At 71.4% G+C, this 12,906-nt stretch carries 11 protein-coding genes; 4 read left to right on the top strand and 7 right to left on the bottom strand.

Going from position 1 to position 12,906, the window contains the following annotated elements:
- Positions 1 to 59: 59 nt before the first annotated feature.
- Genes AC5Y7V_RS06580 through eccCb form a run of 4 tightly spaced genes read right to left on the bottom strand, consistent with a single transcriptional unit; the run spans position 60 to position 5,516 of the window.
- Positions 60 to 362 carry a WXG100 family type VII secretion target gene (locus AC5Y7V_RS06580; RefSeq protein WP_499879226.1) on the bottom strand — a complete coding sequence of 101 codons (303 nt, stop codon included), beginning with the start codon at positions 360 to 362 and terminating at the stop codon, positions 60 to 62.
- Between the two features lie 8 nt (positions 363 to 370).
- Positions 371 to 682, bottom strand: coding sequence for a WXG100 family type VII secretion target (locus AC5Y7V_RS06575; RefSeq protein WP_499879225.1), 312 nt, complete (start codon positions 680 to 682; stop codon positions 371 to 373).
- A 38-nt stretch (positions 683 to 720) separates the two neighbouring features.
- A complete protein-coding gene (locus AC5Y7V_RS06570; protein ID WP_499879224.1) occupies positions 721 to 1,965 on the bottom strand; it encodes a type VII secretion-associated protein in 1,245 nt (414 codons plus the stop codon).
- Positions 1,962 to 5,516 (bottom strand): type VII secretion protein EccCb, encoded by a 3,555-nt coding sequence (gene eccCb, locus AC5Y7V_RS06565; protein WP_499879223.1) that lies wholly within the window; start codon positions 5,514 to 5,516, stop codon positions 1,962 to 1,964. The genes AC5Y7V_RS06570 and eccCb overlap by 4 nt, the downstream gene beginning before the upstream one ends.
- A 159-nt stretch (positions 5,517 to 5,675) precedes the next feature.
- Between eccCb and eccD the strand changes: the two genes are divergently transcribed.
- Both eccD and mycP read left to right on the top strand, forming a co-directional pair.
- On the top strand, positions 5,676 to 7,004 hold the full coding sequence (gene eccD, locus AC5Y7V_RS06560; protein WP_499879222.1) for a type VII secretion integral membrane protein EccD: 1,329 nt from the start codon (positions 5,676 to 5,678) through the stop codon (positions 7,002 to 7,004).
- The gene (gene mycP, locus AC5Y7V_RS06555) at positions 7,001 to 8,269 is read left to right on the top strand and encodes a type VII secretion-associated serine protease mycosin (RefSeq protein WP_499879221.1); all 1,269 of its coding nucleotides are present in this window, start codon (positions 7,001 to 7,003) and stop codon (positions 8,267 to 8,269) included. Before eccD ends, mycP begins: the two co-directional genes overlap by 4 nt.
- Here mycP and eccB read toward each other — a convergent pair.
- The gene (gene eccB / locus AC5Y7V_RS06550; protein WP_499879220.1) at positions 8,234 to 9,598 is read right to left on the bottom strand and encodes a type VII secretion protein EccB; all 1,365 of its coding nucleotides are present in this window, start codon (positions 9,596 to 9,598) and stop codon (positions 8,234 to 8,236) included. The two genes, mycP and eccB, sit on opposite strands and share 36 nt — an antisense overlap.
- Positions 9,599 to 9,741: 143 nt before the next feature.
- On the opposite strand from eccB, the gene AC5Y7V_RS06545 reads away from it, so the two are divergent.
- Both AC5Y7V_RS06545 and AC5Y7V_RS06540 read left to right on the top strand, forming a co-directional pair.
- Positions 9,742 to 10,587, top strand: coding sequence for a cutinase family protein (locus tag AC5Y7V_RS06545; RefSeq protein ID WP_499879219.1), 846 nt, complete (start codon positions 9,742 to 9,744; stop codon positions 10,585 to 10,587).
- A gap of 56 nt (positions 10,588 to 10,643) precedes the next feature.
- The gene (locus AC5Y7V_RS06540; RefSeq protein WP_499879628.1) at positions 10,644 to 11,264 is read left to right on the top strand and encodes a cutinase family protein; all 621 of its coding nucleotides are present in this window, start codon (positions 10,644 to 10,646) and stop codon (positions 11,262 to 11,264) included.
- A gap of 105 nt (positions 11,265 to 11,369) precedes the next feature.
- Here the strand turns inward: AC5Y7V_RS06540 and truA are convergent, their stop codons facing one another.
- Together truA and rplQ are read right to left on the bottom strand one after the other, a co-directional pair.
- On the bottom strand, positions 11,370 to 12,290 hold the full coding sequence (truA, locus tag AC5Y7V_RS06535) for a tRNA pseudouridine(38-40) synthase TruA (RefSeq protein ID WP_499879218.1): 921 nt from the start codon (positions 12,288 to 12,290) through the stop codon (positions 11,370 to 11,372).
- On the bottom strand, positions 12,220 to 12,849 hold the full coding sequence (gene rplQ / locus AC5Y7V_RS06530; protein ID WP_499879217.1) for a 50S ribosomal protein L17: 630 nt from the start codon (positions 12,847 to 12,849) through the stop codon (positions 12,220 to 12,222). Before rplQ ends, truA begins: the two co-directional genes overlap by 71 nt.
- Positions 12,850 to 12,906 lie beyond the last annotated feature (57 nt).

Genomic DNA, 12,906 nt, shown 5'->3' with positions numbered 1-12,906 from the left:
CCCGCCGGGACCACACAGGGCTTCTTGGTGCGGCTATCGCCGCCCGGTGGCCACTCGAGCTACCGCGCCCACACTCCCGCCGCCCGGCGGTCCGCGTCCGCCACGTCCTGCGCGCCGTCGCGCACCGCGTTTCCCAGGTTGACAAGTATCTGGTTGAGCGCCGTGGCGGCCTGATGCCACTTCAGCTGCTCGACCTGATACGCGGCCGCAGCTTCGCGCGTCCACAGTTCCCGCAACGGGGCGATCTGCGATCTCAGCTCGTCGAGCGCGGCGTTGAGACGGGCCGCGGTGGTGTGGATCTCCTGGCGCACCGCGTATTCGATTTCGCCGAAGTTGTAGGACAGCACAGGGTCCATGGGCATTCCCCCGCTCACAGGTTTCCGCCGGCGGCGGCGACGTGGTGGGCGTGGTTCTCCCCGGCTTCCCGCAGCGCGACCTCGTTGTGCCGAATGGTCTCGGCGATGGTGTTCAGGACGCGGTAGAGCCGGGCCGACTCGGCGTTCCAGCGCTCCAGCACGTCTTTGAACCGCACGGCCGCGGGCCCGCCCCACACCGAGGGCGGCACGCTGCCCATGCGACCGATGAAGGCCTGCAGCATCGCTCGGATCTCCTCGTTGCGGGCGTCCGTCGCGGCCGCGACCGAGCGCATGAGATCGAAGTCGGTGCTCAGTGTGTTCGCCATGTCAAATTGGACCGCGGCGGCTTCGGTTTGGTTCCGTCTTATCCGATCGTGTGGGCGGATCGCACCGCCTCCTCGCAGGCGTCGCGCACCGCCTCCTCGGCGCCGGGGCGGCTCTGGCATCCCACGCTGATCCGGACCGGCCCGTCCAGCAGCACCGTCCACCGCACCTGGTGGGCGGGGCGCACTTCGCGATAGGTCACCGCGGGCCGGCCGCCGCTTATCCCGGCGGGATCGAAGTCGACGAATACCCCGGCCGGCTCCGCGTCGATCGCGCGTTTCAACCGCTCGGCGGCGCCACGCAGCGTCTCGCCGACCACGGGCGACTGCGTGACGTGCAGCGCCACTTCCGGATCCGACGGCGAGGTGACCTGAACCCGCGCGGACCCGGGCCCGGTGACCACCCGCTGCGCGGACCAGTTCGCGGGCACCGTCAGCGCCACGCGGCCCTCCACCAAGAATGTCGTCGGCGCCGTCTGCACCGCGACCGGGGGCGGCGCGCCATGACGGGCCGCGGGGGCCACGGCCGCGATCGCCGCTGGAAACGCCGTCACCGCGACGGCGGCCCCGGCGAGCACACCAATCACCCGCGCGCGGGGTCGGGGCCGGTCGCCCGCGGTGACGCGGGGCCCGGTCGGCTCCCCCGCAGCCGGAAGCGCCGCCCGCGCCAGCAAGGCAAGCTGAGCGTCACCGGTCTCCACCGCCGCCCGGCCACCACGACGCAGCGCCCGGGCGATCGACGCCCCGAGCGCCGCCGCCCCGGCGACCGTGCCGGGCGCGTCGATCACAACGGCCGGCGACCCCTGGTGCGTCATCCCCGCGATGACGGATGCGGCCTCCTCGGCAGCGGAATCCGGTTCCGCCCCACGGGGTATCGCAACCACCTCGGCTCCGGTGATCACCACCAGCCGCTCGGCGATCTCCACGATCACCGACTCACGGTCGGATGCCTGCGCCAACAGCCACGAACGGCGTCGCGCCAGCACGGCGTCGGCCAGGGTCCTGGCAGCCTCGGTCACCACGGCGACTCGCGCCGACGGCCACCACGACGGATGCAGGACGACCAGGCCGTCGGACTTGTCGCAGTTCACCGACCGCAGGGCCGCGCGCCAGAGCGAAGCGACGGTGACGGGGCGGCCACCGACCAGCGCCACCCGATCGTCGATGGCGCCCAGCGCCTCCCTGATGATCTCGCAGATGTCGTCGTCGGTGGCATTGCTTGCGCCACAGCACAATCGGCGGATCGTGCCGGGCCCGGCCTCGATGAGCGCGCGGTGGCGATTCACGGGGGCGGGCTCCAGGCCACCTGAACGAGCTGTTCCTCACCGGGACGACTGATCAGGACGCCGCGGCCGGGCGGCAACCGCACCGAGCGACCGCAACCCCAGGGTGCGCCCGCGGCCGGGCGTCCACTCATCATCAGCGTCATGCACCCGAGGTCCCGCAGGCCCGCCAGCAGCGGCTCGAACAACGCGCGCTCGGCGCCGCCGCTGCGCCGGGCCACGATCAGGTGCAGGCCCACATCCCTTGCGTACGGCAAGTATTCGACGAGCTCCTCGAGTGGGTTCCCGCCCGGGGTAGCGACCAGGTCGTAGTCGTCGACCAGCACATAGACGTCCGGCCCGGACCACCAGGACCGGGTCCGCAGCTGCGCCTGGCTCACGTCCGGCGAAGGCATCCGCGCCGCCAGCACGTCGAGCAGATCCGGCAACCAACCGGTCAGGGCCGACGAAGACACCGCGTAGCCGCCAAGGTGTTCCGCCTCGACGACGCCCAGCAGCGAGCGCCGAAAGTCGACGATGAACAGCTGAGCGTCGGCGGCGGCATTCGTCCGAACGATTTCACGGCACAGCGTCCGAAGCGTGGCGGTCTTGCCGCACTCGTTGTCACCGACGACCAGCAGGTGTGGGTGCCGCACGAAATCGATTGGGACCGGCAGCAGTCGGCGTTCCTCGAGGCCGATCAGAACCCGCGCCCCCGCCCGACTCGTAAGAGCATCGCGGTCGACTCGCGTGGGCAACAGCGGTATCGGCGGCGCGACTGACGTCCCGTGACGGACCCGCCCCGTGGGCAGCACGATGAGCATGTGCAGCCCGTCGCGGGAAAGGCCGCGACCCGGTTTGTCGTGCGGAATGTCGTTCGCGCGCCTGCGGTCGATCTCGGAGTCCGCCGGGTCGCCGAGCCGCAACTCGATGCGGGTGCCGATCTGGTCCTTGAGCGCCGGCCTGATCTCGGCCCATCGCGTCGCCGACAACACCACGTGCAAACCGAACGAAAGTCCCTGAGCCGCCAGGGCGGTGACCGATGCCTCGATTTCCTCGAACTCGTGTCGCAGGCCGGCCCAGCCGTCGACGACGAGGAACACGTCGGCGAACGGACCGGCGCGCCGCTCCTCCCGGGATCGCACCGTGGACTCCATCTCGGCGATCAATCGCCGCACCAGCTCCGGCTCGGTCCGGTCGGCGACCGCGCCCACATGCGGTAGGGCGCGCAGAGCCGCGAGCGCTCCGCCGCCGAAATCCAGGCAGTAGAACCGCACCCGCGCCGGATCGTATGCCGCCGCCAGGGCCGTCACCAGGGTACGCAGCGCCGTCGATTTGCCCGATCGGGGCGCGCCGACGACCGCCACATTGCCGGCGGCCCCCGACAAATCGACCATCAGCGGCGTGCGGCATTGTTCGAGCGGGCGGTCGACGATGCCGATGGGCACGCTCAGCCCGTCCGGCGCCGGGCCCGCGTCGCGGAGCAAGGTGTCCAGCGCGGGCGCCACGTCCAGCGGGGGCAGCCAGACCTGGTGCGCCGGCGGTCCCTGTCCGGCGAGCCCGTCGAGGACCGCATGCAGAACGGTCCGGGTCGGCGAAGCGCCCGCGTCGGGCCGGGCGACCGGGCCGGCCGGCCACGCGCTGAAGACCCGCACCGTCATCCCCTCGGCCGGCCGGTCCGCCGGCAGCGGTCCCGAGACGTATGCCGCCTGGAAGCGGATCGGCTCGCCGCTGCCCGCGCGCAGGTACCCCGCGCCGGGGGTGTTGGGCAATTGGTAGGCGTCAAGCGTTCCCAGTGCCGCCCGCGATTCGTTGGCGGACAGGGTCTTCAGGCAGATCCGGTAGGACAAATGGGCCTCCAGTCCCCGCAGCCGGCCCTCTTCGAGTCGCTGACTGGCCAGCAGCAGATGCATGCCCAGGGACCGCCCGAGCCGCCCAATGGCGACGAACATGTCGGCGAACTCGGGATGCCGGCTGAGCATTTCGGAGAACTCGTCGACGATGATCACCAGAGTCGGCAGCGGGATCAATCGCGCGCCGGCCCGGCGCGCGTGTTCGTAGGCCGTGACGCCGGCGCAGTTCGCCCGTCGCAGCAGCCGCTGCCGGCGATCCATTTCGCCGGCCAGGGCATCGCGCATGCGCGCGACCAGCGGGGCCTCGTCGGCGAGGTTGGTGACGACGGCGGCAACGTGAGGCGCCCGTGCCAGGTCGAGAAACGTTGCGCCCCCTTTGAAGTCGACGAGCAGGAGATTGAGCACCTCGGGAGGGTTTTGCGCCGCCAGCCCGAGCGCGATGGTGCGCAGCAACTCCGACTTGCCCGACCCGGTGGCTCCCACGCACAGCCCGTGCGGACCCATCCCTTCTTCCGCGGCCTCTTTGATGTCCAGATGCAGCGGCGCGCCGTCGACCGTGGTCCCGATCCGGACACACAGTCGGCCGCGCTGGTTCTCGTCGCGCCACAATGCGATCGGTTCGGCCCCGGCCGGCGCGCCCCGGTACCCGGCGAGCCGGCGGGCGCACGTCAGGGCGTCCACCAATTCCATTCGGTCGTGGCATGCCGACGGTTGAGGCTCGCCCGGCCCCCTGATCGTGACCGGCGCGCCGTGGGTGCAGGCCCCGACCTCGAGGATGGTGGTGCCGGTGGGTGCGCCGGCGGAATCGGGCTCCCCCGGATCGACAACCACGATCAGGTACGCCCCCGCCACGCCGCCGAGCGCTTGCCGAGCCTCCGACATGGTTTGATACACCAAGCGCGCCGAGCCCACCGCATCGGCGGCACTTGGATGTTGGTTGTGCGGCAACCATTTCAGCCAATCCCAGTCGGCGCGGTTCCGATCGCTGACCACGGCCGCGACCAGCAGCTGGTCGGGACCGTGCAGCACGGCCAGCTGGCAGATCATCGCGCGCAGCAGGCCGCGCACCGAGGCGGCGTCGCCGTCTATCGTCACCCTCCCGGGTGCACCCAGGTCGGCGGTGATCGGCGCGTCCGCGACGAACGAATGCGCACTCAGGAAGCGACGCAGTGCCGCCTCCGTGACCGGGTCGGCCGGCCCATGGGGCGACGGCTCCGGCGCCACCAAGCGTGCCGCAAGCGGCTGGGTGCCGACCCCGACACGGATACGGCAGAAGTCGGGGTCGTGCGCTCGCCGCTCCCACATCCGTGGTCCGCCGATCAATGTCCACAGCGTGTCGGGGTCCGGCTGGCTCCAGCGGAGCGAAACCCGCTGTGCTGTAGCTATTTCGATGGCTGTCGCGCGCAGCCCGCTCAGGTAAGCGAGGTAGTTGACCCGGTCGTCGTCGAGGCGGCGGCCCCGCCGCGGGCCCCGCCCGGCGGTCGCCGTCACCAGCGAGACCAGTGTCATCACCGGGAACGCCACAAACACGGGATTGCGCGCGGCGGTCGATCCGGAGAGGAAGGCCGCGGCCATGACCGCGAGGGTCGCGAGCGACAGCACGAGGGGGACCAACCGGGGCGATCCCGCCGGAGGCAGCCCGGGCGGCGCGTCAACGGCGATGTCCGCCGCCGCGACCGCCGGCGCCGGCCGGCGAACCGCTGGCACGAAAGACTGCGTCATCTCCGCCCTCCTACCGGTTGGCGACGGTAGGCAGCGGCGAAATCCGCTGCAACTCACCTGTGGATGGCCGGATATCGGCGGATCGAAGACTGGCTACGGTGCGGGTAATCCGAACGGAAGGGGTCACCGTTGCCTGGATCCGACCCGGGACTGCGCCGCGTGTCAGTACATGCTGGCACGGCCGTCACGGACTTGTCCCTGCCCTCGGGCGTGCCCGTCGCCGTGCTGATTCCGTCGATCGTCGACATCCTGGACGGACACGGTGTCGAGGCCTCCGGGGGGCTGGAGGCGCGACGCTACCAGCTGTCGTGCCCGGGTGCGGCGCCGTTGATCACATCGGCAACGTTGGCGCAGAACGGTATCCGAGACGGCGCCGTCCTGGTTCTGACCCAATCCTCCGCCCCGCCGTCCCCTCCCCATTACGACGACGTAGCCGAGGCCGTGTCCGCGACCCTCGATGCCGCGGGTCGAAGCTGGCCCCCCGTCCGGCGCCGGCAAGCGACACGGGTGGCGAGCGCCCTCGCGGCGGCCTGTTTGGCGGGCATCGGTGCGCTGGCGCTCATCCGGAACGCATTCAGCGCCAACGCCACCGGCGCCACCGTCGGCATGGCGGCATCGACGGGCCTGCTGGCTCTGCTCGTCGCCGCGGTCGCACACCGCGCATACGGGGACGCCATCGCCGGGCTCGCGTTGAACGTAATCGCCGCCGTATTCGCCGGGGTCGCAGGATTTCTGGCCGTGCCCGGCGGCCCCGGTCCGGCAAACGTGGTGCTGGCCGCCACGGCGACGGCGGCGGCCTCGGTGCTGGCGTCGCGCGTATCGGGTTGCGGCGCGGTCCCATTGGCCGCGCTCGCGTGCGTCGCGACGATCGTCGCCCTGGCCGCCTTGGCCGGGGTCATCACCGCCGCACCGCTGCGCGCGATCGGTTCGGTATCCGCGTTGGCGTCCCTCGGCCTGCTGGGCGTGGCGCCGCGGGTGTCGATCACGCTGGCCGGCCTGTCACCGCAGTCAGTCGCACCGGACGTGGACGCCAGGGCGATCCGCGCGGACAACTGGTTGGCCGGCTTGCTCGCCGCCTTCCTGTCGGTGGCCGCCGTGGGCGCCATCGTCACCGTGCTCGCCGGCGCACCGCGGCTGTGCTGCATCGCCTTCGGCGCGCTCACCGGCGCATTGCTGATGCTGCGCGCGCGTTCGGATGACGGGAGCAGAACGCTCGTGTTCCTCGGTTGCGGAATCGCCATCGTGGCAGTGACTTTCGGCGTCGTGGCGCTGAGCACGCTGCGGGGCGGATCATGGCTGGCCGCGATGACGGCCACGTTGGCCGCCGCGGCGATCTACCTGGGCTTCGTCGCTCCCACGATATCGCTCCCGCCCCTGCTGCGCCGCAGCGTCGAGGTGCTGGAGTGCCTGGCGCTGGTGGCGCTGGTGCCCGTGACCTCATGGGTGTGCGGGTTATACACCGCCGTTCGTGGATTGAGCTTCCGGTGAATGCCTCACGCGTCGCGCGCCTCCTGGCCGTTTCGGCGCTCGCGTCGGCATGCCAGCTCGGAATGCCTTCGGCGCAAGCGGTTTCGCCGCCGGAAGTCGAGGACAAGTGGCTGCCCAAGCCGGGGCTGCCCGCCCCGACGGCACCGAGCGTGCAGCGCGAAGTCTGCGCGACGATCACGGAGGATTCGTCCGCACGGCCCGACCCGCCGCCGGATCTCGTCGACCTGACCAGGGTCTGGCAGCTGACCCGCGGCGCGGGACAGCGGGTCGCGGTCATCGACACCGGCGTCTCGCGCCATCCGCGGCTGCCCGAGGTAGTGCCCGGGGGCGACTACGTGTTCACCGGCGACGGCACCCAGGATTGCGACGCGCACGGCACCCTGGTGGCCGGAATCCTCAGCGGAGTGGCGCCGGAGGCCACGCTGATCGGCATCCGGCAGTCCAGCGCGAAGTTCGTTCCCGCCGGCGACCGTTCCCGAGGCGGGGTGGGCGACGTCGACACCATGGCGAAAGCAATCCGCACGGCCGCCGATCTCGGGGCATCCGTGATCAACATTTCGTCCGTCGCATGCGTTCCCGTCGCCTCGCCGCTCGACGACCGAGCGGTGGGCGCCGCCCTCGCGTACGCGGTCGACGTCAAGAACGCCGTCGTGGTGGCCGCGGCGGGCAACACCGCCGGCGCGGGCCCGTGTCCGCCGCAGCGACCCGACGCAACGTGGCAGACGGCCACGGTCATCGCCAGTCCGGCCTGGTACGACGACTATGTGCTCACCGTCGGGTCGGTCGACGCCGAGGGCGCGCCGTCGCCGTTCACGCTCGCGGGACCCTGGGTGGACGTCGCGGCCACCGGCGAGGACGTGGCCGCGCTCGGTTCGAAGCCGGTTTCGGGCACCAGTTATGCCGCACCCCTGGTCAGTGGGCTGGCGGCCCTGATCCGAGCCCGGTTCCCCGCATTGACCGCGCGGCAGGTGATGGGGCGCATCACCTCGACCGCGCACCACCCACCCGCCGGGCGGGATCCGCTCGTCGGAAACGGCACCATCGACGCGCCGGCCACGGTCAGCACCGACACCGGTCCGCCGACGACGACGTCCAAGCCGACACCGGCGCCGGTGCCCGTCACCGCGCCGCCACCACCGAGGCGGCCGGATGCGCATGCCCGGGATACGGCGCTGCGCGGCGCGGCAATCTGCCTTGTCGCGTTGGCGGGAACCCTCGCGGCCGCCCGGTTACGGGCCTCCCGCCACCGTGTCCCGTGCGACTGACGCGTTGCGCCTGCTCAATTCGGGTCCGGACGGCAGGGCCGCGAGCATCGGCCACGGCGCCGGAACCGGTGCCCGCAGACCGAGATCGTGTGCCGCGTCGTCGTCGTGGATCGCGAACCGCACCCCGGTATCGGTGACGAGATATCTTGTGCCACTGCGGTTGTCGTCCCGGACGTAGGCGGTCCGGCCCGGCGGCAGATAGGCCGCGTCCAGCGCGGGACCCCGGCCGTCGGCCCGCGACAAGGTCACCGGCGCCCGACCGGCCGGCAGCGGCTGGCCGCTGCCCGCCAGGAAAGCGACGTCGTAACTCCCCGATGGCCCGCGCGTCGACGTGACGCACACGGTGCTGCCCGCGGCCAACGCCGGCGCCAGGTCGGGGAAGCTGGCCACCGGCAGCGTGTTCACGATTCCCGCGGCGCGGATCGCATCGGGGGCCACCGGGACGGCGTTGGCCGTGCCCCGCGAATCGCTGAAGCGCAGGACATCGGCGGCCACCCGGCCGATGCGCTGGACCCCGCCGGGCAGGACGACGTAGAACTCGTCGCCGTCGCCGCGGGCGACGCGCAGCACGCTGCCGACCGGAACTCCGGGCATCCCGGCCGCCGCGCCTCCCGCGCCGCGGACCCTCGGTGCGCTGAGCGGCGGCGCCTCCGGCACCGCGTTCAGCACCGATTGCGACACGAGCCGCGGCGCGCGGCCCTCCAGCCGGAGCGCGCGCACGACCGCGGTGTCGCCGAGGTCGACCACGGCTCGTTGACCGTTGTAGAGCAGGTAGGCCGGCGAGCCAGCGGGGGGCGCCACCAGGAGCCCTTGGTCGGAAGCCAGGCGGTGAACCGTCGGGCCGGTGGGCCCGACGACGACCGTCGCCGCGCCGGTCTCCTCGGCATCGCAGATCGTCCAGGCCGATTCGTCCGCCGACAGCGGCTCACCGAGCAGCTGCGGCGCGCCCGGAATGCCGAGCAGGGGACCGCGTTTGGTGCGAGCCAGGTCGGACTCGCGCGCCGGCTGCGGGTTGGCGGGAGTCGCCGCGATCAACCGGGCCGACGCCAGGTTCAGCACCGGGTGCCAGGTATCGCCCACGCGCACGTACAACGCCCCGGATTGCTGGCCCATCACGATCTGCGCCCGACCGAGGTCCGCGTGCGGCCGCAACAACCCCGGCAAGGCGCAGCCCACCAGCGCGACGGCCGCCACCACGCACCCGACCGCGAGCGGCGCCGGCAGCGACCCGTTCGTGGCGTGAACATCGCGGCCCAGCAATGCGCGCTCGACGCGGCGCAGCAGAAATCGATGAGCGCTGATTTGCACCCAAGTGGTCGGCTGGCGCACCCGCGAACGGTCCAAAATACCCTCGGCAAATTTGTGGAATAAGTCTCCCGGCTCCAGTTAAGCCGCAGGTAGACGGCGGCGGCGCCCGTTATCCACAGGCCGGCGAATTTTCGGTGTTCGCTGCTTGCGGGTAATATTTCGGCGTGTCTTCCCACCGTTTAATTCGCTGGGTAGGCCCGGGGGTTTCCGCAGTGCTCACCACCGCCGGCCTGCTCATGTCCCCACCCGCTATTCCGGTCGCGTCCGCAGATGACTGCCCGAACGTAGAGGTCATCTTTGCCCGCGGCACCAACGAGCCGCCCGGCATGGGCCGCGTCGGCGACGCGTTCGTCGACGCGCTGAAGCAGGACACCCCCGGCCTGACGTACGACACCTACGGGGTGAACTACGCGGCCAGCAAGCTGCAGCTGCACGGCGGCGACGGCGCCAACGACACCATCAACCGCGTCAAGGCGGCGGTGGCGAAGTGCCCGAACGTCAAGATCGTGCTGGGCGGCTACTCGCAGGGCGCGTCGGTGATGGACATCGTCGCCGGCGTCCCGATCGGCGGCATCAACTGGGGCAACGCGCTGCCGCCGGAGTACGCCAAGAACATCGCCGCCGTCGCCACCTTCGGCGACGTGGCCGACCGCGCCGGCGGATCGCTCCCCGTCGCAAGCGCGATGCTCGGGTCCAAGGCGATCGACCTGTGCAACCCGGAGGACCCGATCTGCCACGCGGGCCAGGGCAACGAGTGGAGCGGTCACACCGAGGGCTACGTCCCCCTGTACACCACGCAGGCCGCGTCCTTCGTCGCGTCCAAACTGATGGCCGGGACCTACCCGCAGACCCCGGGCTACGGCCCGCAGACGCCGGGTTACGGGCCGCAGACCCCGGGCTCCGTCCCGTCGGTGCCCGGCCCGTCGGTTCCCGGAACCGTGCCGTCGCCGAACGCACCCGTCACGCCCAACACCCCGGATACGCCGAATCCTCAAGCGCCGCTTGTCTAAATCGTTATCGGGGCTTGATTTTGGGCCCGTAGCCTCGTCGTGTGAGGCTTATCCGCTTGGGGCTGACCGTCGCATTCCTTGCGGCGGTCGCGGTTTTCGTCGTCCCTAAGCTGTTACCGCTGGCCTCGGCGGCGTGCCCGGACGTCGAGGTGGTGTTCGCGCGGGGCACCGACGAGCCGCCGGGCGTCGGGAAGGTGGGCCAGGCCTTCGTGTCATCACTGCGCCAGAACACCCGGAAAAGCGTTGGCTCGTACGGCGTTAACTACCCGGCCAACAAGGACTTCCTGGCCGCCACGGACGGCGCGAACGACGCCAGCAACCACATCCAGCAGATGGCCGGCAACTGCCCCAACACCAAGATCGTGCTCGGCGGGTACTCGCAGGGCGCGGCCGTCATCGACATCGTCACCGCGGCACCGCTTGCCGGCTTCGGCTTCCGTGACCCGTTGCCCGCCAAGGCCGCCGATCACGTCGCCGCCGTCGCCCTGTTCGGGAACCCGTCGGCCCGGGCGGGCGGCCTGATGAGCGCGATCACCCCGAACTTCGACGGCAAGACCATCGACCTGTGCAACACCGGCGACCCGATCTGCTCCAACGGCAACAAGTGGAGCGCGCACCTGAGCTACGTGCCCGGATTGACCAACCAGGCCGCGAGTTTCGTCGCCAGCCGCGTCTGAACCCGATGGCGGCGACCCGCTTCGCCCGGCTGGTGCCCTAGCGGCGACCCGCTGCGCCCGGCTACGCCGCGCTTGCGATCGCCGCGGCCGCGCTCGCGATCGCCGCTAGCCTCGCGTGCGCAAATCCCGCGTGATCAGGATCCGCGCGGCCAGTTCGTCGTCGGGCGGGTAATCGACGCCGATCAGCGTCAGCCCGTGCGCCGGCGCGGCGGCGAAGTCGCTGGACCGCTCGGTGGCGGACAGCAGATCGCGGCACCATGAGGTCGGGCGGCGGTGCTCGCCGACGGCCAGCAGTGCGCCGATCAGCGAGCGCACCATCGACCAGCAGAACGCGTCGGCGGTGACGTGCGCGGTGATCAGATCGCCGTCGCGCGACCAGTCCAGCCGCTGCAGGTCGCGGATGGTGGTGGCGTTCTCCCGCTGCCGGCAGAACGCCGCGAAGTCGTGCAGCCCCAACAGGTCTCGCGAGGCCGAGGCCATCGCGTCGATGTCGAGGTCACGCGGCCAGGCGGTGACATAGCGCGCCTGCTGCGGCTCCACGCCGTAGGCCGCCGTCGACAGCCTGTACGCATAATGCCGGCGCAGCGCCGAGAACCGGGCGTCGAAACCTTCGGGGGCGCGGGCGATTTCGAGCACCCGGACGTCGGTGGGCAGGAACCGGCCGAGCCGGCGCACCAACGGCAAAAACTCGGGCTCGCCAGTGTGTGGGGAGCGCGGATAGGCGTTCGGCAACGCGTCGGCGGGCACGTCGACGTGTGCGACCTGCGCGGTGGCGTGGACACCCGTGTCGGTGCGCCCCGCCGCGCGCAGCCGCACCGGAGTGCGGAAAACCGTCGTCAGCGCCTCGTCGAGGACGCCGGCGACGGTCCGCTGTCCGGCCTGGGTTGCCCAGCCGGCGAATTCCGTTCCGTCGTAGGCGATGTCAAGCCGCAGACGGACCTGAAAATCCGGGTCGCTAACTCTCGTCAGCCTCGTCGTTCGCCTCGGCGGCCTCGGCCTCGGCCCTCGCGGCCACGGCCTCGTCATGCTTCTCCTCAGCGGCGGCCTCGGCCGGCGTGGCCTCGGTCTCCGTCGCCTCGGTCTCGGCCGGCTCGGTGACCTCGTCGGCCGTCGGGCCGACGGCCTCCTCGGGCTCGACGGCGGCCTGCGGCGCCGCCGCCGCGGCCACGGGTGCCGCCTTCTTGGACGCCTTCACGCGGCGCGCCCGGTCGGCCTCCGACGTCACCGTCTTCTCCCGGACCAGCTCGATCACGGCCATCGGGGCGTTGTCGCCCTTGCGCGCCTCGACCTTGATGATGCGGGTGTAGCCGCCGTTGCGGTCGGCGAAGAACGGCCCGATCTCCGCGAACAGGGCGTGCACCACGTCCTTGTCGCGGATCTTCTTCATCACCTCACGACGGTTGTGCAGCGTGCCCTTCTTGGCGTGCGTGATCAGCTTCTCCGCGTACGGCCGCAGCGCACGAGCCTTGGGCTCGGTCGTCTTGATCCGGCCGTGCTCGAACAGCGACGTGGCCAGGTTGGCCAACAGTGCCTTCTGGTGCGAAGACGACCCGCCGAGGCGAGGGCCCTTGGTGGGCTTGGGCATTGCGCTATCTCCTAAGTGGGGCCGACCCCCGTATCAGGTAGGGCCGGGACGGACTCG

This window comes from Mycobacterium sp. NGS34 (assembly GCF_059812845.1).
This window is presented reverse-complemented; position numbering and strand designations above follow the sequence as displayed.

Coding starts and splice junctions, on each gene's coding strand:
- AC5Y7V_RS06580 (WP_499879226.1), bottom strand. CDS start 362: ATGCCCATGGACCCTGTGCTGTCCTACAACTTCGGCGAAATCGAATAC.
- AC5Y7V_RS06575 (WP_499879225.1), bottom strand. CDS start 682: ATGGCGAACACACTGAGCACCGACTTCGATCTCATGCGCTCGGTCGCG.
- eccCb (WP_499879223.1), bottom strand. CDS start 5,516: ATGACGCAGTCTTTCGTGCCAGCGGTTCGCCGGCCGGCGCCGGCGGTC.
- truA (WP_499879218.1), bottom strand. CDS start 12,290: ATGACGAGGCCGTGGCCGCGAGGGCCGAGGCCGAGGCCGCCGAGGCGA.
- rplQ (WP_499879217.1), bottom strand. CDS start 12,849: ATGCCCAAGCCCACCAAGGGCCCTCGCCTCGGCGGGTCGTCTTCGCAC.